The sequence below is a fragment of the Micromonospora sp. NPDC005298 genome (genome assembly GCF_040607375.1).
GTDB lineage: Bacteria > Actinomycetota > Actinomycetes > Mycobacteriales > Micromonosporaceae > Micromonospora.
The window spans coordinates 116,561-137,133 of sequence record NZ_JBEXGP010000009.1; the positions used below are offsets into that span (position 1 = coordinate 116,561).

The window sequence follows — 20,573 nt, forward strand, 5'->3', positions numbered from 1 at the left end:
TCTTCGGTGAGGACCTGGCGGTTGACCATGCGTTTCAGCTTCGCGCGGGTGCCTTCGACATGTTTCGGCGAGGGCTCGACGCCGAGGGCGAGCCAGATGCCCTTGGCGCGCATGCCGGCGGGCTCGGCACCAAGGACAGCCAGGATCTGTTGGTAGGGGCGCTGGCGATTGTCGGGTCGTCGGCGGTGAACTCGGCGGCGGCGAGAATGCGCAGGGTGGCGCGGGTCGTGGCAGGTCGGCCCAGTTCGCCGTCGAGGCGGGCGAGTTCGCCGGTCAACGTGGTGATCTGCTCGCGTAGCCGGTCGGCGTCCTGGCGTGTGGTGGGTTCGCGGTCGGCGATCAGGTCGAGGACCGTGGGAAGGTTCACCGGTGCCGCCAGGAGGGTGTGCTGGTCCCGGTCAGCCGCCGCACGATGTTCGCCGTCGATGCCCACAGGGTTCGGGACACCGAGGACTCTGGTCGGCTTTCGTACTCGCGCGCGAAACGGCGGTGCAGCATCAACGTGCCGTTGACCTGCTCGACGATCCACCGTTTGCGGATCGGCACGAACCCGGGCTTGGTGTCGGATCGTTTGACGACCTCGACGTCGATGCCCAGGACGGCGCCGTGCAGCGCGAGGTCCTGCTTGAACCCGGCGTCGACCCAGGAGCGGCTCACCGTCGGGGTGTGCGCGACGACCTTGTCGAGCAGTCGGATGCCGATGGCGTTGTCAGTGGTCAAGCGGGTGGCGTTGGTCGCCGAGCGGGCGACGACCGACGCCGCGGTCACCACGACCGCGATGATCAGACCCAACGCGTCCACGGCCAGGCCTCGCTTACGCCCCGACACCTTCTTCGCCGCGTCTTTGCCGGTCGTGGTGGCCGGGATGTGGTTCGCCGCCCTGATCGACTGGGTGTCCAACACAACCGCGCTCGGATCCTCCCGACGGCCGACCTTTTCCCGGGCCTGGCAGCGCAGCAGATCGTGGATCACCAGGTCGGTGCCGTCGTCACGCCACAGGGCGAAGTAGTAGTAGGTGGCTGACTTCGGCGGCAGGTCGTGCGGCAGGTACGCCCACTGACAACCCGTCCGGTTCTGGTAGAAGATCGCGTTCACGATCTCCCGCACGTCGTAGTCGCCTGGCTGGCCCGACACCGAGACCGCAACCCGCTTGGCCTTCCACGCCTGCAGAAACGGTCCGATCAGCTCCCACTGCTCGTCGGTGACATCGCTGGGATACCGCTTTCGATCACCCATGACCGGGCTAACGCCCCATCCGCCCGACAGTCACGACCAAAACTCACATCCCGCAAATCGGCCAGTCACTATCCACAGCGAACCTAACGGAAGGCCTCCAACCGGACGCAACGCATAGATCAGATCAAGTAACTGCGGACCGCCCTCTCAGCGGCTGTCTTGGCGTCCGGCGTACTCCTGGTTGTTCAGACGGCCAGCATCGATGAGTACTACGCCTGCCAGCCGGGGCCGATGTTCGAGAGGCACCTCGTCACCAACCTCAAAGTGCCGCCGCACGTCGTCCGGTGGGGTAGACGCTCCATAGCTGTAGTGTGACTCCAGCGCAGCTTGACCTGCTGTGGCGAAGAACCGTCTCACTGCCGTAGCCACGTTTGCTGTTCCGGATTGGCAGACGAGCCGGTACCAGGGCCAGGCATCGGACAGCACGATATCCGAGCGTAGGGCGTGGCCAGCACGAACGTGCGTGAGCGCGGCGGAAACGGGCAGTAGAGCGCATCCCCACTGAGAATGATCTAGATGTCCGTGTGGGCATGCTCGGTTGTTTCCGATGGCAGGGAAACTTCCCGGCTGGCGGTCGCTGTAGAGGCAGTACAGCCCGGGGATGTTCTCCTTGCGGCAGGAATCTGCGAAGACTTCTATTTGTAGCTGACCTGGATGGCGAGCAGCTGCACGCTGGTCCAGCGCAAACCGATCGGAGTCCGGGCTCAGCCGCTTGGCCTGCATACGGAACCCGAAATAGCTGCCGTGATGGTGCACCCACCACTCCCAATCCGCGCCGGTGTCTGCTTCGCGATGGGATCCGAACCGTTCCACCCGGACCCGTCTGGGATGGGTGAGAGCGAGGTGCAACAGGAGGTTGTCGGTGAAGGTGGTCTCGACCGGTACCAAGCGGACTGTACGACCGCGGTCGTACATTGTGGCGACGTTGTTGGCCAGCGCGCGGAACGTCGGGCAGAGAGTCGTATCTGCTACAGGCCCGGGGGCGGCGTGCGTACGCCGGTAGTCCTCCAAGCCGTCGCTGGTCAGCGACCAAATTCCCCTACCAAACTTGCCCGGTGGATAGAGGACACCGTCGTCGACCAGCGCGCGACGCGCTACGGACATCTGGTTGCGCCATGCCAGCTCGCCGCCCCTGCTGGACAGCTGCGCGAGGTCTTCACTCGTGAAGCATGTGCTGTATAACCTTTCGATCTCCTTCAAGGCGACGGGCCGCGAGGCTTTGCCTCCAAGGTTTCCCAAGGCATGTACGAGCCACCTGCCGAGCTGGCGAGTGCCGGTCGCTGCCACTGAGGTCGCCTCCTTAACGCGCTATCGATCACGCTGCTTCAGCCTGTGTCGGCTGTCAACACCAGCCACGACGGGGGTGTTCTGCCGGCGGGGTAGTACGGCCGAAGTTCAGGCGGCGTGGACATCAAGGAGTTCCTGGTCGTGACGCTCCAGGAGGTCGATGAGCCCTGGATGCAGGGCAAGGTCGAGGCGTGGGCAGCGCCGAATTCACTGGCACTTTGCCGATGCAGTCGAGGCATTGCGTCCGACGTGGACGTCCGTAAGACTGGCGGGGGATGATCGTCATTCTGTGGTCGACAGATGACCGACCGTGATGGTGGCGTGCGAGTGAGGTCTGTTCTGTGGGTGGCTTCACCTCCGGCGTGAGCGAGTGGCTCGGCCTGATCTCCGGGCTGCTGGCGGTGGTCGCCGCTGTCCTGGGGTTGCCGCCCCTGATCGTGCGTCTCCGCGAAGCTGGCAGGAACCGGTCAGGAAAGCCGAAGGTGCTGCTGCCGTCTCGTACCCAACTCGTCGACCGCGGCAATGAGGTTGCCCAGGCTCTGCAGCATCTCGACCGCGGCGAGTACCTGATTTCCATCGAGGGCAGCATTGGTGTCGGCAAGAGCGCGCTGGCCACGGAGGTGGCGCATCGGCTCGCCGAGCGCCGGCCGGCGAGGAAGCCGGTCCATGGGTTCACGTCCCTGGTCTGGTTCGACGCTCATAACAGCGTGCTGAGTCTCGCGGACCTTGCCCGCACGCTTGGACTCGCCACCGGAAGTCCGGCGCTGTCAGCGGCTCCCGCCGAGCACAAGGCCGAGGCGCTACGCGCCCACCTGGCTGACCATCCAGCTGTCCTGGTTGTCGACAACCTGCGGCTGACCGCTGCCGATGCGCAGCACCTGATCGACTTCCTCAGGACCCTGCCGAGCGGCTCGCTGGCCATCGTTAGCGCCAACACTCCCGGTCGGCTGCCGGCACCGCGGGTGCTGCTGCAAGAGCTTCAGTTGCAGTACATGCAGGAGCTGCTACTTCGGGAGGCCCGGCGCCGTAGCGTTCCGGAGATCGTCGGCGCTGACGCAGCCACGTTCGAGCGTATCCATCGGTTGCTGGGCGGCAATCCGAGGGCGATTGAGCTGTTCGTGCTGGCCTGTTCGCGAGACGGCCGGAGTCTTTCGGACCGGCTTGGTCAGCTTGAGAGCGGGTCGACGCAGTTGGCTGACGCGCTATTCAGCGTGGTGTGGCAGGACGTGAACGACATGGGGCGCAGCCTGCTGCGTGTGTGCGCTTACCTGGGCGGCAGCGCCGACGCTGAGCAGCTGCGAGTGGCGCTCGCGGTCCCGGCGGCCGACGTGGGCGCCCTCGTCGAGCGGCTGTGGTCCGATGGGCTGCTCTCGTCGCGCCAGCAGCACGGCGTGACGGTGTACACATGCTCGGCTGCGCTGCGGCTATTCGTGCTCAACCACACAGCGTCCGGCGAGACTGTGTCATTCGCGGGAAGGCTGGCGGAGCACTTCATCGCCCGCTTCAGCCAGGACTGGGAGGACGCCGCCGGCGCCGGCGCGCACATCGAGGCGATTCGGCTGCTCGTCCGCGACCTTCACCGGCGTGAGGCGTACGAGCAGTGCGTGAAGCTGTTCGAGGTCACGCTCGACATCTTCTTCACGTTGGGTCTGTTCGACGACCGTATCGAACTCGGCTGGGTCGCGTACGAGGCAGCGACGGCGCTGGGGAACGATGAACAGCGTTCGCTGGCCTTGTCAGTGATCTCATCTACGCACGCGGTGCGCGGTGAGGCTGAGGAGGCGGCTCGCACGGCCCAGCTGGGGCTCGGTATCGCCCGGGACGCCGGCTCGGCACGGGAGATCGCCCGACAGCTCCGGTGCGTCGGCTTCGCACTGTTCCGAGCCGGCCAAGCGGCCGAAGCCCTCGCCGTGGTCAAGAACCCTCAGGAAGATGCCGAGGAGATCGCCCGGGCAGCTGGCGACCCGAACAACATGATCGACATACAGTCGCTGGTCGGAGCCGCCTACTGGCATCTGGGCGAGCTGGATTCGTGTGAGCAGACGGTGCGCCGGTTCCTGGAAGCCTGTGAGCAGTTGCCCTGGGAGCGGGGCAAGGCATACGCGATCAGGGATCTGGCGGAGGTGAGTCTGATGCGGCGGGCGTTCGCGGACTCGGGTCTGCTGCTTCGTCAGGCGCGGCAGATCGCTGAGGAGTACCGCGACGTCCGTCAGCTGGTCCGCATCGACCTGACCGATGCTCGGCTGAACCTCTTCCGGGGGCGCCTGCTCAGAGCACACGGGCACGCGCGTAAGGCCGCTGTAGACGCACGGCAGCTGTCGTTGTCTGGCGAGCAGTCCGAAGCGGAGGCCACTTCGCGCTACGCGACCCGAGCGCTGTTCATGCCGTGGTTGTGGCTGGCCGCGTACCGGCGTCCGAAAATCAGGTTCACCAGCCAGACGGTCGGCGGCGACTGATTGCGCGCCACCGAGAGATGAGGAGCAGGTTTTCATGATCCAGCAGACACGTCACCGGATCGGTGTGGGCAATGACGAGCTCGCTGCCGTCGTCGCGACACCGACCACCGGGTCGCCGCAACGCATGGTCATGATGCTGCACGGCGGACCGGGTGGGCAGAAGGACGGGCCGGCTGACCTCTACGTCGACCTTGCCGCGCGTCTCGGCGCTGCCGGGATCGCGTCCGTGCGCTTCGACTTCCGCGGCTGCGGCGAAAGCACCGGCAGCTACCGGGACATGACCATCGCCCGACAGGTTGAGGACCTGCGAGCGGTCCGCAGTTTCGTCGATGACCGGTATCAGCCGACTGCCTGGGCGCTGGTAGGGGAGAGCTTCGGCGCCACCGTCGGCCTGGCCGGCTACGACCCGGCATACCGGGCGGTCGTGCTGCTGTGGCCGGCCATCTGGCTGCTCGACGGCGCGTTCGAATCCTACGTGAGTGAGGAGAACCTCAGCGCGGCGCGGCGCGACGGTTATGTGGATCTCGACGGCGAGCAGATCGGCGTGGCTTTCCTCGACGAGCTGCAGGACGTGCAGGACATCAGCGCACCGCTGCGTGGCTTGTCCACGCCGGTGCTCTTCGTTCACGGGGAGGCCGACGGCGAGGTGCCATTCGGGCAGAGCGTGCGCGCGGCCGACCTGGTCTCAGGACCGCACAAGGTGGTCGGGGTGCCCGACGGCGATCACTGCCTCGAAGAACCGCAGGAACGCGAAATCGTGTACCGCGAGACGGTGACATGGCTCCGCGAATACCTGTAAGTATCGGCGCACTATTTCTCGCGCCGACCACCTACCGGCACCTGCCGACGATCGGCTGGGCGGCGCACGGCGAGATGCAGGCCGAGCTGCGCTGGCAGGTCGACCACCACTTCGACAGCAAGATCATCGTGATTGCCGACCGGCGACTCGGCAACCCCGCAGCCGCCCGCCGCGCCATCGACGATGCCAGGAAAGCTCTCGCCAGTCAGGATGTGCTACTGGTCTGCCTGGCGGGCCACGCTGACACGTTCACCCGCCGTGACGGCGACATCACCGCGTTGGCGCTGCCCGGCTCCGTTCCGGGACGCCCCAACAGCATGCTTCGGATCGATGAGCTGTCGGCGGTCGTTCTTCCAGAAGCGGGAAAGCCGGTCATCGTCTGCGCAGACCTCGTCTCCACTCGCGACACGGTGGGCGCCGTCGCCCCCGCGTTCGCGGGCGCCTTCGTGCTCGCATCGCCAACCGCCGCGGATACAAGGCCCGAGAGCACCTGCCACGATGCCCTCGCTGCGGTCCTCGGCGACCTCGCAGCCTCGGGAACCCAGCAGGCAGTGCCGCAACTGCTGGACCTTGCCCGGCAACGCGTCGTCACCGCAGGCGGGAGCCCTCACCTCGCCGTCGGCGCGAGCCAGGCTGCGATCACGTCCCGGTACGTCAGCGAGCAACTGCCCGATTACGTCCGCGAGGATCTCACATCGCCCGACCCGGGTTCCCGCCTCGACGCGGTCACCGAACTCGCCGCGCTGGCCGCATCTACCCCGTTCGCGCGCGCCAGCCTCCTGCGGCTGGCGGCCAGCGACCGCGCCGAGGCCGTCCGCAGCTATGCGGACACGATGTCACGGCAGGACCGGCAGCCGTCGCTGCGTCAGTTGCTGGCCGACGGCGTCATCCCACGCGAGGTCCACGAAGCAGCGCTGAAGGAACCGGCGGTACCCGACCTGCTGCCGCACACCGGCGGCGAGGTAATCCTCGGCGTCGACGCACCGGACGGACAGGACGACTGCCGCCCGCGACACACAGTTCGCCTACAGCCGTACCGGCTGGCCCGCACCGTAGTGACCAACCGCCAATATCTTGCCTTCCTCGCAGCCGAGGGCGGCCCCTGCCCCGACCACTGGCAGGCCGACGACTCGCTGTGGTGGCGGGACGACCTTCCCGTGGTCATGGTGTCCTGGCTCGACGCGTTGCGCTACTGCGCCTGGCTGACCCGCCACCTGCATCACACCAGGGCGCTGGCTCCGGACCAGCGCATCGTCCTGCCCAGCGAAGCGCAGTGGGAGGCAGCCGCAGGCAACGATCGAGGCGGGCGACACCCCTGGGGAGACGTACCCGATCCACGTCGGGCCAACATCCGCGCCACCGGCATCGGCGCGGTCGTCGCCCCCGGCCGGTTCTCCCCTGACGGCGACAACGAGGCCGGCTGCCAGGATCTGATCGGCAACGTCTGGGAATGGACCCGCAGCCTCTGGGGGCACAGCGGACACCAACCGACATTCGGCTATCCCTACCGCCACGACGACGGACGCGAGATAGCCAGCACCCGACCGGGGGAGCGATACGTCATCCGCGGCGGAGCTTTCTACTACGCCACCGAGTGCGCGAACTCGTTCACCCGCAATCGCATGCTCGCCACCGATCGCCACCCCGCCGGCGGGTTCAGGGTGGCGTCCACCAACGCCAGGGAGACGACGTCGTGAGCGGCCAAGCGCATTGGGATGAGGAGATGACCGTCCTCGGACCGGGCATCTCCGAGGCGGTCCGGTGGGCAGGTCTCGCCGTCACCGAAGCGGCAGGAATGCACCTCACAGACACCAGCGGGCGCAGGATCGCCGACCTCATGGGCGCCGCCGGCGTCAACCTCCTCGGCCACTCGCATCCGGCGTATGTCGAAGCCCTGACCCGACAGATGGGCAGCTGGATGATCGGAGCGCACGCCAGCGACGCCCGGCTGGAGATGACCCGCCTGCTGCGGCACCTGCTGCCGGCTCACCTTGACCGCATACAGCTCTACAGCAGCGGCAGCGAGGCCGTCGAATCGGCCATCCGGCTGGCGAAGTCCGCGACCGGCCGCTTCGAGATCCTCTCCTTCTGGCAGTCCTTCCACGGCCGCACACTGGGCAGCCTCGCGCACACCAGCGGGGCACGCACGGGCCTCGGACCCACCGCACCCGGCAGCATCAGCGCCCCGTACGCGAACTGCTCACGTTGCCCCCTGCGCCTGACCTCGCCAGCCTGCGGGTTCGCCTGCGTCGACCTCGCCCGCGACATCCTGCGTGAGCAGTCCACCGGATCCCTCGCAGCGATCCTGGTCGAACCCGTCCAAGGCCGCGCAGGCAACGTGGTGCCGCCTACGGGCTACCTCCGTGCCCTGCGCCGCCTCGCCGACGAACATGGCGCACTGCTCATCGCCGACGAGTCCATGACCGGCATGGGCCGCACGGGCACCATCCTCGCCAGCGACCAACCAGACGTACGCCCCGACGTCGTCGTACTCGGCAAGGGCCTGGGCAACGGTTACCCCGTCTCCGCCGTCTGCGCCCCGGCGGACCTCATGCAGCGAGGACCCTTCGGTGCGCCGAGCGCCAGCTCCTCCAGCTACGGCGGCTTTCCGCTCGCATGCCGTGCTGTCGCCGTCGTGGCCCAGACCGTACACAGGCAGCAGCTGGCAGACAGAGCGGGCGAGGTGGGGGCTCGGACGCTCACCCGGCTGCGCCAGGACCTCGCCGGGCTGGCGCTGGTCAGCAGCGTCCACGGTATCGGCATGGCGATCGGGATCGGCTTGAACGTCACCGGCAAGGAGCAGCTGCGCGAGGTGTTCCAGCAGCTCGTAGCCGCCGGAGTATTGGTCATGACCGGAGGGCACACCCTGCGGCTCTACCCGCCGCTGACCGCCGACGAGACCGAACTCACCGCAGCCGTGGACACCCTCGTGTCAGTGCTACAGCGCTACAAGGCCCCGACATGATCAACGTTGGTGTCATCGGATACGGGCGGGCAGGCGAAGCCCACGCCCGGTGCTACGACACCATGCCTCAGACCCGGATCGTAGCCATCCTCGACCCCACGCCAACCCGGCGCGACGCCGCACGAGCCCGATTCCCGCACGCCGCCGTGGCAGCCACTCTCGACGACATCGACGTGGATATCGACCTGGCGCTGATTTGCACGCCGCCGACCAGCCACGAGGCCTACACCGAGCAGGCGCTCATGCGCGACGCCCACGTGTTCTGTGAGAAGCCCACCTTCCTCGACCCCGGCAACGGAGCGAAGTTGATCGCGCTTGCCCGGCAACGTAGCAGGGTCATCTACCCCGGCCACAACTACGTGCACTCGCCGCTGCTACAGCGTCTCCGCGAACTCGGCGCTCCCGAACGAATCGGACCCCTTCAGCGCCTCGACATGAGAATCGAACGCCCCACGTCGGCAAGCGGATCTCCGGACTGGAACCCGTCGTGGCGCCGCAACCCCGCAGTCTCCGGGGGAGGTGTCCTTGTCGATCACGGTCCGCACTGCGTATACCTTGCCGAATGGCTGACCGGGATGCACGTCCGCCTGGTCGGCTGCAGGATGGGATACAGCACCCTGGGGGTAGAGGACCACGTCGAGTTGGTGCTCGACATGAGCGGCAAGATCGAAGCCCACATCCTGCTTTCATGGCGAGCCCCGCAGCGGAGGAACACCTACAGCCTCACCGGCACACACGGCACGGTCGTCCTGAACGACGACACCCTCGTCGAGGACAGCCCCGCCGGGCGGCGAACCTGGCGACTGACCGAGATGCCAGAGACTCGCCACGCCCACGACGACTGGCTACCCGCCCTCGCCGATGATGTACTCCGCCAGGTGGCCTCGCCTGCTATGGAAGCAGAGCTGGCGCGATCCGCGCTCGTCGTCGCACACGCGATCACAGCCGCCTATGCATCAGCCGCTCAGGGTGGCCTGCCGTACCGCCTGCCGGGCGCAATCAGCTGACTCCCTTGATCCGGACCGGTGAGGTTCCAGCGAAGATGGCGACGGTCTCACAAGCTGCGCACTACATCGGCTCGTGGATGAAGTCGACCCCGAACACCTGCCCTGCCTCGTCATACTCGGCGACGGTCGGGTCCGTTGAGTAGACAGCGAGCACGGAAGCCGGGTCGGCCGCGACGTCCCTACGCGGCCAGATGGAGAACGACGTCCGCCGAGGTGTCGTCAGGTAGCTGAGTTCGCGCCGGACTCCGAGCGCCGCACGCATCATGTGCTTCTGGAATGCGGTGTTCTTGCACTCCACGGCCATCCGAACAAGGTTGTGTGGAGGGAAGCCCGACCTGATGCCAGCCGGGAGGATCACGATGTCGAGTTCATGGCAGTCGCCCCGCTGTGGGGGCAATTCACCTCGGCGGAGGTGGTGGCTCAATGTCAGAATCTCGATGTCGGTCCAGACCTCCAACAGCGACTGGCCCCGTTGACGCAGCGCAAAGTACGCGAACGAACGATCGATGGGTCGGGACTGCTCCCGGTTCGGTTGACTTCTGACCTGTGAGGATGTGTTCCTCGCTGGAAGGATGTCTGTCATGCCGAAAGCGTTCCCCCTGGAGTTCCGCCGTGACGTGGTCGCGGTCGCCCGCAAGGGCGAGGCGCCGATCGCGCAGATCGCGAAGGACTTCGGGATCTCCGAGGCGTGTCTGCACCGCTGGCTGAAGCTCGCCGACGTTGAGGACGGCGTCCGTCCCGGGGCCACCAGCTCCGAGTCGGCCGAGCTGCGGGAGCTGCGAAGGCGCAACAAGGTCCTGGAGCAGGAGAACGAGATCCTGCGCCGGGCGGCGGCGTACTTCGCCAAGGAGATCTCCCCAAAATGATGTACCCGCTGGTCGGTGACCTGGCCGCGGACGGGATCCCCGTCGCGGTGACCTGCCGGGTGTTGGGGTTCAGCAAGCAGGCCTACTACGCATGGCGCACGGCTCCGGTCTCACAGCGGGACTGGGACGACGCCCACCTGATCAACACCGCCCTGGACATCCACGCCGACGATCCGGCGTTCGGATACCGGTTTATCGCCGACGAGCTACCCGCCCACGGCATCACCGCCGGCGCCAACCGGGTCGCCCGGCTGTGCTCACAGCAGCGGATCTGGTCGGTGTTCGCCAAACGCAAGGGCCTGACCAGGCGGGCCGGGCCGCCGGTGCACGACGACCTGGTGCAACGACGGTTCACCGCCGACGCCCCGAACCGGCTGTGGCTGACCGACATCACCGAACACCCCACCGCCGAGGGCAAGCTGTACCTGTGCGCGATCAAGGACGTGTACTCCGGCCGGATCGTCGGCTACTCCATCGACACCCGCATGAATGCCTCCCTGGCCGTCACGGCGCTGTCCAACGCGACCCGGCTCCGGGACCCGGCCGGCACCATCGTGCACTCGGACAGGGGCAGCCAATTCCGGTCCAGGAAATTCGTGAAGGCGTTGGGGCGTAACGGATTGGTCGGCTCGATGGGCCGGGTTGGCGCCTGCGGGGACAACGCCGCGAGACTGCCCCGGGTTCGGTTGACTCGCGGCGTCGAGTGGTTCAGAGGAAGCGTTGACCCATGACGAGACCACCGGAGCGGTGATGTAGGACTTCCCGCAACGCTCGGATCAGTCCGGCTCTCGCAGCGGCCCACCTTGGGTGCTATCCGCAGCGTTCACTGGGCCCTCTGCTCGGTGCCCCACCAGGTCAGTAGACGTCGCGCGAAGGCCCGGGTCTCCGTGTCGCTGACGGTCATCCCGAAGTGGCCACGGATCTCAGCCGACAGGTACTCGCTGAGATCGCCCGCGCCGGCACCTTTGGTCAGTCTCGCCAGCAGCGGTGCGATCAGGCAGTCGTATTCGTCGACGTTGGCCCGCGGGTCGTGGACGCCGATGAAGTCCCACGCGTTGAGCAGCCGGCGAAGCCCGCCCGTTTGCTGCTCTGCGCTGCCGTGGGCGAGGCTCGTGAGGTCAATCCCCGGCGAAGCCGGCACGCGGGAAATGTGATCACGGCATAGCTGACGAACCGTCGTCGCCAGTTCCTGATTGCCGCGCCCCCAGTCCTGATCCCACTCGTCGACCAGCACGTGCAGGTCGGTGAATGGGCTGTGCCAGATCTCGTCGAGATCCAGGTGCCGTGAGACGAAGGCCGAGGCGTGCTCGCTGACGGTTCGTTCGTCGACCTCGCCGTTGATCAGCCGTTGCGCCAGCGTGGCCAGCCAGGTGTCCGCCGCTTGCGCTGCGGACGGAACACGCACGCCCACCTCGCTGAGGGCGTCGGGCAGGAGTTCGCCGATCAGTCGGGTGTCGGTGCCGTCGAGTCCGGCCAGTTCACGCAGGGCCGGCCCGTCGTGTCCGTCGGCGAGCCAGTCCGCCGCGTACCAGGGCATCCGCTCGACATCGACGCTGCACAGCGCGTACTCGGCGGCAACCAGTTCCGGCGGCTTACCCACCGGTCGGTTCCTGTTCCCGCAGGATCGTGCGGGTGTGCATGAGGGCGAAGCCGAGCAGGTTCAGCCCGCGCCAGCGTGCGGGGTCGGTGGCGTGTGGGTGGTCGGCGGCCAGGCCGATGCCCCACACTCGGTCGAGTGGGCTGGCCTCCACGAGCACCCGCTCGCCGGTGCCGAGCAGGTAGGTACGCAGCGTCGGATGCTGGTCGAACTTCGCCGTGTTGCCGGCCACCACGATGTCGTAGCGGTGCTGCTCCCATGTCTGCTGGTCGAAGTCGGTGACCTGCCGGCCGAGGGTCTTTGCCGCGTGCGGGTGCGCCACCGTGAGAATCTTGGTGGCCGTCGCGTGATCGCCGAACAGGGTGGCCTTGCGCCACATCATGTGATGCTCGGTGGTGGCGAAGGGCTGGCCGTTGAGGGTGAACGGCGCCGGCCACCACTGGCTCAAGCATCCGGCCCCGATGCTGCCGTCGCGCTGTGGCTGGTGGCCCCAGAAGAACAGGAACTTCACCCGGGCACCCGCACGCACCGCGCCGCTCAACTCGGCGACGCTGCTCACTGACGTGACCATGCGAGCGAGTGTGCGGCACCAGCAGGCTCCACCGCATCGCCATTACCGCTGCGATAGCGGCCACGTCGCCGTCGGCGCCCCGAGCGGCGGCGGCACTCGGGGCGGAGACCAGCCAGCAGCTCGCCGGTTGGCCGGCGAGTAGCCGCTCCGGACAATGACGGCGCGCCACTGGCTGGAACCTCGCAGCGACCTCCGCGCGGCGGTCGCCCCGTGCGGCCATTAGATGTTGAGGTCGGCCCACTGTGCTGAGGTCAAGAGTTGCCCACGTTCCAGCCGGTGGGCGATCGCGTCTTTGGTGGCCGGGCTCAGGGTGTCGGGTATTTCGTCAAAGGAGGGTGGCCAGGTATCCAGCAGGGAGAAGACCTCTTGACCGTCGCGCATTGTCAGCAGGAGCGTGCACCGCCAGTGCGGAGAGTGCTCGGGTCGATGGGCGGCACGGTGCACGAGCACGGGGCGCAGGTAGTGCGTGGCGTGCGGAGCGGCGTACTCGGTCAGCCAGCCGGCTCCGTGGTTGCGGTTGAACCGATACGCGATCGCTTCGGCGTCCAATCGGATGAGGCCGCTGGTGTCGATCGCCTTGACAGTTCGAGGAAGGCCGCCGGGCGCACGAGGTTCTTGCATGATCTGATGACGGTACCGGCGGCGTGGGAAGCGTGCGACGGCAGCGGACCTGCGGAGACGGTCCCGACCAGCGAGGCGACGGCGATCCGCACGCGCTGACGGCGTCGAGCGGCGGGCAACGATGTGGCCCTGCCACAGCCGAAAAGCCGCGCTCACCCCAGCGTTCCGGCGAGGACCGCCGATCTAGGCCGAGTGAACCGCCCCGGGAACATCGAGTCCATCAAATTCGGGACAGTCTCGTCAGAGGGTTGAAGACCGCTTGGCCCTCTGAAAGGCTGCGTAGGCTGTCCTGGTGCCGCTGGCTCGACGCCACTGCCCGCATGGTCCTGCCGGTGTGACTGTGGCGGTGCGGAACGCGTTGTCCCCTGCCGGGCAGAAAGACGAGTATCTCCCTTACGTCTCGCGCGATATCTGGGGGGCCGATGACGACGGCGTGGATGGTTCGAGCAGGACGCGAGGGCGAGCGCGAGGCGGACGCCCTTGAACAGTCCCTCGTCATTGCCGGCTGGCCGGAGGTGGGCGACCTCAGCCAGGTGGCGACGCGCAGAGAACTACACGCGGTTGTTCGCGCTGCATACCCGAACCGCTCGCGAACCGTGGTGGCGAACTGGACTGGGCAGCTGTGGCGTCTCATCCAGGTCATGGAGGTCGACGATTACGTAGTGCTGCCACTGAAGACCGTGCCGGACCACGTCGCCATCGGCCGGATCGCCGGTGGATACCGTTACCGCCGGGATGCCGCAGCGGATCGGCGCCACGTGCGCCCGGTCATCTGGATTCAACGGGCGCTGCCGCGATCGGCCATCGGGCAGGATCTGCTCTACAGCCTGGGGTCACTGCTGACCATCTGTCAGCTTCGGCGTAACGGAGCCGCGAGACGGATCGCTGCACTCGCCGAGACTGGCGTCGACCCCGGTCCGACCGCTGAGGAGATGTCCAGCAACGAGTGGGTGACCCCGGACGACTTCATCGCCCGCGCCGTCGCAGCTGAGGACGGCCTGGAGTTAACCATCCGGGAGCTCCTTCGACAGTGGGACGCCGGGCGACGGACAAGCTCGGCTGTAGCTGTCATACAACGCGATCTCAGCGAGAACGGTCTCACCACGGTTCCGCCCTTCACTGAGGGCTGGATCGGCAGCAGCATCCGCGTCTTCAAGTCTGGCGCCGAGGCCGACGACTCCACAGACGAGACTGCAGCCGAAAAGCTGATCGACGATGAGGACAGTGCTCAAACCGATTCTAACGAGCCTGCCGACGACGAACTCGTCCCGGACAAGCCGTTTACCCTGCGGTTCGGTAACCTGCTGCGGACGGACACCGCAGTGGTATCGGTGCGCCCCACGGATTCGATCGTGTTGGCCCGGACACTGATGCTGCGGTACAACTACTCGCAACTCGCAGTGATCGACGATGACGGCACGTTCCAGGGGGCCATCAGCTGGGAGTCGATCGCAAAGGCGCAGATGGCGCATCAGGCAGTGCCGACGGTCGATCAGGCGAAGCAGACCGTGCCAGACGCCGCCTACGACGAGCTGGTGTTGCCACGCATCGATGAGATCTCCAGCCGTGGCTTCGTCTTCATCCGGTCGAGAGACGGCAAGACGATCGCGGGGATCGTGACAGCTGCCGACCTGACCAACCGGTTTGGTGAGATCGCCAGGCCCTTCACGATGATCGAGGAATGTGAGCGCCGACTGCACCGTAGGGTGAAGTCCAGGATCGCCCCGGACATCATCGAGACCGCCACGAACAAGAGACACAAGGACGCTGACAGCTTGACCTTCGGAGCCTACGTCCACGTCTTCAAGGACGAGAAGCACTTCCTGCTCCTCGACTGGCCGCTCGACCACGCCCAGTTCGTTCAGCAGGTCAAGGATGTCGCCGGCATCCGTAACAAGATGATGCATTTCTCGCCGGACCCCATCCCGAACGAGTGGGGGGCGATCGACGGTCTACTCGCTATGTTGCACGCCGTCGACCCCCTTCCCTGATCCGGCAGCGCCCACCAGTGCTGCCAGTTCGCGGTCGGGGCTGACGTTCGTGGCGTACAGGGGGCTGCAGGGCGTCGTGGCCAGCCGCAGCGAGAGTGTGACGAGGCTGGGGTGAGCGGAATCGTCGGTGTAGATCTCGGCGAGCTTGGTGAATTCGTTCATGATCCCGACGACGCTGCGGTTGGCCGTCGTGGCGAATCGGCAGTCCTGCATGTGCCGCAGCTCGTCGGCGATGAAGGCCCTGGGCACCTGGTGGGCGTCGAGGACCGTCGCGATCTCGTCGGGGACGCGGGCGGGAAGGCTGCGCGCTGGTGCCAGGGGCAGCAGGACCGGTAGCAGGGTTCGCTCGTTGACCAGCAGCGCCAGCCGGGGCCGCCAGAACAGCGCGGTGGCGTACCACGGGCCCAGCAGGGTCGTGTCGTGGTCTCCTTCGACAGCCCGAGGCGGGTGGGTGTGATCGAGGAGTTTCTTGGTCGCGCGTACGATCAGCATGGTGCTCTCCAGCCCGTCAGGCGCGGTGGCGGCGGGCCTTCTCGATGACGTCGCGGCCGTCGGCGTTCTGCTGGCGTGGCGCGTAGCCAACTTTGCGCAGGGCGGCCATCGTGTCAGCCGTGGTGGCTTGGCTGGCCAGCACGGTCGGGGCGAGCAGACGCAGGTTGAGCTTGTCCAGCCGCTTGTCGGCGCAGATCTGCGCCAGCAGCGCGGTATCGTCGCTGACCAGGGTGCTTGCCAAGGGCGCGACCCGTACCGACCCGTGTTGGCGGGCGACGTCGGCCAGCAGGTAGACCAGTGGTTGCGGCAGTCCGCCTTCGGCGATCTTCGTCAGGGCCTTGGACAAGCGCTGCTCGGTCCAGCCTGCGTCGTAGGCGCCGCGTACCGCCGCGGGGCTGAAGCGCCAGGTCGTGGCCGTGCCGCGGGACTCGACGACGGCGGTCGCACCGAGGAGCTCAGCTAGATCCGGGCTCGGTGTTCCCGCCACGACCGCGGTCAGGTCGGCCTGCAGCCGGGCGGTGCGGGCGACCTCACCCAGGTCGCCGACTGCCTCGGCGATGTCCGTGTCGGCCAGCAGCGCATGCCCGGCAGGGCTGACAGCGCCCGCGCCGATGATTCCCAGGGTTGCGGCCTCGTCCAGCACGCCGCGTACGGTCGTAGTGCCGCCGAAGGTCAGCGGCTGCTGCCACCACATCCACTGGGCGGCCTGCTCGAGGTTCGTCGTCGCCCGGTCGCCCAACGCCCGCAGTGCGGCGATCCGGGCTTGCGCAGACCAGCTTTGGCGGTGCTCCGGAACCCACGGCCCAGTCTGCGACGACGGCAGATATTCCAGCTCGCGCCACGCCTTCAGCATCACCGCGAGCCGCCGGTCCAGACCGAGCTTGAGCCAGCGGTCGTACGCGGCCGTCGGGACCACGCGACCGTCGAGGTCGGCCAGCCTGGCCCCCTGGGCGACCGCTAGCAGCAGCCGCACGGTCGGAACCGTCACTCCCAGCGTCTTCGCCGTCCGGGTCAGCTCGCGCATGCCCACGCCGCCGGCCTTGACCGTGACTAGCGGCTCACGTCCAGCCCCGTCCAGCAGCGCCGACAGCAGCCCGACCACGGCGATGCCCTGGGCCTGGGCGTCGCGGCGCACTGCCGGGGGATTCGGCGTACCCCAGGTGACCGATGGTTCCTGCGGCTGGAACGGCGCCCGGTAGTCCGCTCCTCGCACAGCGAGCGCAACCTGACCCGCCAGCTGATAGTCCTCCCAGGTCACCCGGTAGACCAGCCCGTGCTCCTCGGCCCAGTCCAGCGGATGCACCTGCCGATAGCGGCTCGTGTACCGACTCCGATGTGCGATGCCGCTTCCGCCATGGCAACGGATCCGTCCACCGTCGCGGTCAGCCTCCTCCAACACCGTCCGCGTCGCGGCCGGCATCCGCTTGACCAGAGCGTGCACGCTGTCCGGGTCGAGGAAGAACTCCGCTACTGCCTCCAGTAGGTCCGCTTTGCGGCCTTTCGTGGGCAGCCCGAGGTTGTTCGCCACCACCTTCAGATCATCGACGCTCAACACGGCGGCGAGCTGACCAGCGGCCGGGCCGACACCCAGCGGACGGGCGAAGACCTCCCGCAGTACGCCGTTTACCGTGAGCCGGCCCCGCAGCCGCGAGATAAGCCCTGCATCGGCGGCACGCTGCAGGTACGGCGTCGCGTCGGCACCGACCAACGCCGACACCTCCACCTCGGTGACCAGGCCACCCAACGCCAGAGCCGCCTCCAACACCTGAAGGGTCGGAAGGTCAGGGCCAGCAAGCTGATCATACGGATTCACGGCGGCGCTCCCAGACACACGGCGACGCCCTGAATCCAACCCCACGGAACCGTCTCCGCGTGACGCGACCCGCCAGCCGCCAACCTGAGCCCGGCGACCTGGCTCGCCGCCGGTGGTTCCAAGCCGAGGCCGTACCTCCGACAGCCGGAGGTCGAGCGGCCGGGAACGGTCTCCAGCCGCTCCGCATGGGCGGGGCCGGCCGGCCCCACTGCGACGATGCGGGCTGAATGCGGCGAAGCGTCACCTATCGTTTCAGCAACCCCGTCCCTTGGCGGGTTAACACCTGGAGAGTTAACGAAGTTTTTTTAGCGCCCGTCCTCTGCGGTCCGGGCCCTAGAAAAACCCTGGTCGTGGCTTTCTGTCAACGACAAGGCAGGTGAGCATCTGCGAGTGCTCATGGTTGTCGGTGTCCCCGATGTCCTCTACCTTCGATCGAGTCCACTTGCGACGGCCGGGGAGAGAGATGCAGCAAGTCACACGTTCGGAGATTGCCAGGCTGGCCGGGGTCAGCCGCGCGGCGGTGACCTCATGGGCCAAGCGCCGCGACTTCCCACGTCCCGTCGGGGAGAACCGCTTCGCGCTTCCCGAGGTGCTGGAGTGGCTCGAGCCCCGCCAGGTACACGGCTCGATTCGCGCGGCCGACGACGGGACCGAGTACAGCTACGCCGACCGGATCCGGCGGAGCCTCGCCGCGGCGAAGCCCAGCCACATGCCTGGCATAAACCTGCCCGGCGATCCCACGACCGTCGAGATCGACAACCTCATTCTGCGCCTCACGTTGATCTTTCTGCGCGAGCGCGACCCGCAGGGTTGGGCCGGGCTGAACGATCTGATCACACCGAATGCAGGGGCCGAAGGGGCGCGATGGCTCATCGACCGCATCGCGACAACCGCCGGGAAGGCGGCGCGGCGTCACAGCGTCTCGCCCGAGGTCTTCGCCGCATTGCGGCGGCTGACCCCGGAAAGCGTCTCTGAAGTCCGGGGACTCATGTCCGGCAGCTCGGAACTCGGCGCTGCGAACGTGCACACCCTCGTTGACGCGTACGACGCCGCCCTGCCCCCGGGCGGCTTCCTCACCCCGCGCACGGTTGCGGCCCTCCTTGCCAAGGCGGTGATCGACGATTCTGCCGAGTCCGTTTACGACCCGTACTTGCGAGCTGGCGAGCTGCTCATCGCTGCGGCCGACGTGGCGGCCCGGCCGGGGAGCCTACGGTTACACGGGCTCGGCCCCGATGCCGCTGCTCTAAGCCTCTCTGGACTCACCCTGCTGGCCCTAGGCGAACCAGCCGACCTGCGTCCGGCGGAACAAGCTCGGCGCGCACCGGTCACGCACGTCCTTGCCAATCCGCCGTTTGGGAGCGATTCGTGGCTCGACCGGCGCCCCAACACCGACTGGCAACCATTCCCACCACCGCCAGCCCGATCCGCCTTCCGCTGGCTCCTGCATTGCATCGAACAGTTGAGCGACGATGGCCGGGCCGCAATCATCATGCCACGGATAGCCGCCGTCTCGACCAACGCCCGCGAGCGGGAAATCCGTCGCCGACTGGTCGACGATTCCATGGTGGAAGCAGTCATTGCCCTCCCACCCGGCCTGTACGCCGGCACGTCCATTGCCACCAGCGTCTGGATCGTCCGGCGGGCACCCGGGTCGGACCAGCCGATCCTGTTCGTCGACGCGGTAAACCTCGGTGTGTCAAGCGGTGGCCGCACACTGCTCGATGAGGGAGGCCAGGCCGACATCCTGAGAGCATGGCGATCGTTCCTTGCCGACCGTGCGGCCGGTCGGCCACACCCGGGCATCGAGGGTCTGAGTGCCGCCGTCACCAAGGCCGTCATCCGGCCGGAGTCCTACTCGGTCAACCCTGCGGAGTACTTACCAGGCCCGATAGGGCTCCGTGCCCCCGACGCCGAAGCCGCCCGCGCCGGCCTGGGCGCGACTTACTCGCGGGCCTTCCACTGCCGCAGGGCGGCCGAGGATGCGGCGGTCGTTGCTTCCCAGCCGCTCGGCGCGCAGATCGTCCGTCTTGGCGACGTCTGCGACGTCAAAGCGGGCTATTCATACTCGCGGCTGCGAGCTGAAGAGCGATCCGACGAGCAGGGAGTCCCCATCGTCCTGCCGCGGCACCTGCGTGACGGGAGAATCGTGGCGGACAAACCGCCGCGAGCCCCACGAGCAACCGCTAAGGCATTGAAGGACTACTGGCTACGCACCGACGATGTGCTCTGCGTGCGGACCGGGGCACTTACGGCACCCGCCCTCGTGCGACCGACCGAGTCGGATTGGCTCCTGAGCACAAACCTGCTGCGTCTGCGAGTCTCAGACCCCGACGTCCTCAACCCCTACTACCTGTACGCATACCTGCGCTCCGCAGCGGGCACGGATGGGATGAAGGCGTTCGTACGGGCTACCGTAACCGCATACGTGACCGCAGCGGACGTCGCGGCGATGGAGATCCCGTTGCCGCCGCAGGCTCGGCAGCAGTCGCTGGTCGCAGCGCTACGCGCACTTGACGAGGAGGTCGTGGCGGCGCGCGACCTGGCCGCCCGGGTCGCCGAGACCCGCGATGTGGTAGTCCGCCGGCTGTTTGGCGGTGCCCGATGACGAGACGCAAGCTCTCCCGCGAGCACCGATCCGTCGCGGCCGCCGTAGTGATCTCCGGCGGTGTCGGGGTCGTCGCAGCCGTGCTGTTCCAGCACAGCGGAGCTGACCCCTCCACGGCGGTGATCGCGGGCGGCGCGGCCTTCGGCGCGACCATGACACTCGTCCTGGAAGTCCTCAAATACCTTCGCGGCCTATGAGCTGTCCGATGATCTCGCAGTCGAAGGCCGGGGGAGCATCCGGTAGCTTTGGCATACGCAGGTTCTCCTG

17 protein-coding genes and 1 pseudogene are annotated in these 20,573 nt (G+C 67.3%); 9 read left to right on the forward strand and 9 right to left on the reverse strand.

Translation table 11 applies throughout. The features are described 5' to 3' along the window. Positions 1–34 precede the first annotated feature (34 nt). From ABZS77_RS16390 to ABZS77_RS16400, 3 genes are all read right to left on the reverse strand, one after another. Positions 35–367: a hypothetical protein gene (locus ABZS77_RS16390; RefSeq protein WP_354823250.1), complete on the reverse strand. Its 333-nt coding sequence runs from the start codon at positions 365–367 to the stop codon at positions 35–37. Beyond that, positions 364–1,236, reverse strand: a complete 873-nt coding sequence (locus ABZS77_RS16395) for an IS5 family transposase (protein ID WP_354823252.1) — start codon at positions 1,234–1,236, stop codon at positions 364–366. Before ABZS77_RS16395 ends, ABZS77_RS16390 begins: the two co-directional genes overlap by 4 nt. A 147-nt stretch (positions 1,237–1,383) precedes the next feature. Next, on the reverse strand, positions 1,384–2,436 hold the full coding sequence (locus ABZS77_RS16400) for a DUF6615 family protein (RefSeq protein WP_354823254.1): 1,053 nt from the start codon (positions 2,434–2,436) through the stop codon (positions 1,384–1,386). Between the two features lie 428 nt (positions 2,437–2,864). Here ABZS77_RS16400 and ABZS77_RS16405 point away from each other — a divergent pair, with 428 nt between their 5' ends. The 5 genes from ABZS77_RS16405 to ABZS77_RS16425 are packed head-to-tail and all read left to right on the forward strand — an operon-like array spanning position 2,865 to position 9,750. Beyond that, positions 2,865–4,979 (forward strand): ATP-binding protein, encoded by a 2,115-nt coding sequence (locus ABZS77_RS16405; protein WP_354823256.1) that lies wholly within the window; start codon positions 2,865–2,867, stop codon positions 4,977–4,979. Positions 4,980–5,013: 34 nt separating this feature from the next. Continuing rightward, positions 5,014–5,778 (forward strand): alpha/beta fold hydrolase, encoded by a 765-nt coding sequence (locus tag ABZS77_RS16410; protein ID WP_354823258.1) that lies wholly within the window; start codon positions 5,014–5,016, stop codon positions 5,776–5,778. Continuing rightward, a complete protein-coding gene (locus ABZS77_RS16415; RefSeq protein ID WP_354823260.1) occupies positions 5,757–7,475 on the forward strand; it encodes an SUMF1/EgtB/PvdO family nonheme iron enzyme in 1,719 nt (572 codons plus the stop codon). Before ABZS77_RS16410 ends, ABZS77_RS16415 begins: the two co-directional genes overlap by 22 nt. Then, entirely contained in the window at positions 7,472–8,743 is a 1,272-nt protein-coding gene (locus tag ABZS77_RS16420) for an aspartate aminotransferase family protein (protein ID WP_354823262.1), read from the forward strand. Before ABZS77_RS16415 ends, ABZS77_RS16420 begins: the two co-directional genes overlap by 4 nt. Further along, positions 8,740–9,750, forward strand: a complete 1,011-nt coding sequence (locus ABZS77_RS16425) for a Gfo/Idh/MocA family oxidoreductase (RefSeq protein WP_354823264.1) — start codon at positions 8,740–8,742, stop codon at positions 9,748–9,750. Before ABZS77_RS16420 ends, ABZS77_RS16425 begins: the two co-directional genes overlap by 4 nt. Positions 9,751–9,811: 61 nt before the next feature. On the opposite strand, the gene ABZS77_RS16430 is transcribed toward ABZS77_RS16425, so the two are convergent. Beyond that, complete coding sequence (locus ABZS77_RS16430; protein WP_354823266.1) at positions 9,812–10,333, reverse strand: hypothetical protein; 522 nt, start codon at positions 10,331–10,333, stop codon at positions 9,812–9,814. Between ABZS77_RS16430 and ABZS77_RS16435 the strand changes: the two are divergent. After that, positions 10,332–11,284, forward strand: a pseudogene (locus ABZS77_RS16435) (IS3 family transposase); the annotation flags it as partial. The gene ABZS77_RS16430 and the pseudogene ABZS77_RS16435 overlap by 2 nt on opposite strands. Positions 11,285–11,439: 155 nt before the next feature. Here ABZS77_RS16435 and ABZS77_RS16440 read toward each other — a convergent pair. The 3 genes from ABZS77_RS16440 to ABZS77_RS16450 form a co-directional block, all read right to left on the reverse strand. Continuing rightward, on the reverse strand, positions 11,440–12,216 hold the full coding sequence (locus tag ABZS77_RS16440) for a hypothetical protein (RefSeq protein WP_028676824.1): 777 nt from the start codon (positions 12,214–12,216) through the stop codon (positions 11,440–11,442). Next, positions 12,209–12,784 carry an NADAR family protein gene (locus ABZS77_RS16445; RefSeq protein ID WP_354823268.1) on the reverse strand — a complete coding sequence of 192 codons (576 nt, stop codon included), beginning with the start codon at positions 12,782–12,784 and terminating at the stop codon, positions 12,209–12,211. Before ABZS77_RS16445 ends, ABZS77_RS16440 begins: the two co-directional genes overlap by 8 nt. A gap of 219 nt (positions 12,785–13,003) precedes the next feature. Next, positions 13,004–13,405 carry a hypothetical protein gene (locus ABZS77_RS16450; protein ID WP_354823270.1) on the reverse strand — a complete coding sequence of 134 codons (402 nt, stop codon included), beginning with the start codon at positions 13,403–13,405 and terminating at the stop codon, positions 13,004–13,006. Positions 13,406–13,827: 422 nt separating this feature from the next. Between ABZS77_RS16450 and ABZS77_RS16455 the strand changes: the two genes are divergently transcribed. After that, the gene (locus tag ABZS77_RS16455; protein ID WP_354823272.1) at positions 13,828–15,396 is read left to right on the forward strand and encodes a CBS domain-containing protein; all 1,569 of its coding nucleotides are present in this window, start codon (positions 13,828–13,830) and stop codon (positions 15,394–15,396) included. On the opposite strand, the gene ABZS77_RS16460 is transcribed toward ABZS77_RS16455, so the two are convergent. After that, on the reverse strand, positions 15,358–15,888 hold the full coding sequence (locus tag ABZS77_RS16460) for a hypothetical protein (RefSeq protein ID WP_354823274.1): 531 nt from the start codon (positions 15,886–15,888) through the stop codon (positions 15,358–15,360). The genes ABZS77_RS16455 and ABZS77_RS16460 overlap by 39 nt on opposite strands. A 16-nt stretch (positions 15,889–15,904) precedes the next feature. Then, the gene (locus ABZS77_RS16465) at positions 15,905–17,701 is read right to left on the reverse strand and encodes a helicase-associated domain-containing protein (protein ID WP_354823276.1); all 1,797 of its coding nucleotides are present in this window, start codon (positions 17,699–17,701) and stop codon (positions 15,905–15,907) included. A gap of 463 nt (positions 17,702–18,164) precedes the next feature. On the opposite strand from ABZS77_RS16465, the gene ABZS77_RS16470 reads away from it, so the two are divergent. Both ABZS77_RS16470 and ABZS77_RS16475 read left to right on the forward strand, forming a co-directional pair. After that, positions 18,165–20,306: an N-6 DNA methylase gene (locus tag ABZS77_RS16470; protein ID WP_354823278.1), complete on the forward strand. Its 2,142-nt coding sequence runs from the start codon at positions 18,165–18,167 to the stop codon at positions 20,304–20,306. Further along, the gene (locus ABZS77_RS16475; RefSeq protein ID WP_354823280.1) at positions 20,303–20,503 is read left to right on the forward strand and encodes a hypothetical protein; all 201 of its coding nucleotides are present in this window, start codon (positions 20,303–20,305) and stop codon (positions 20,501–20,503) included. Before ABZS77_RS16470 ends, ABZS77_RS16475 begins: the two co-directional genes overlap by 4 nt. The last annotated feature ends 70 nt before the right edge of the window (positions 20,504–20,573 follow it).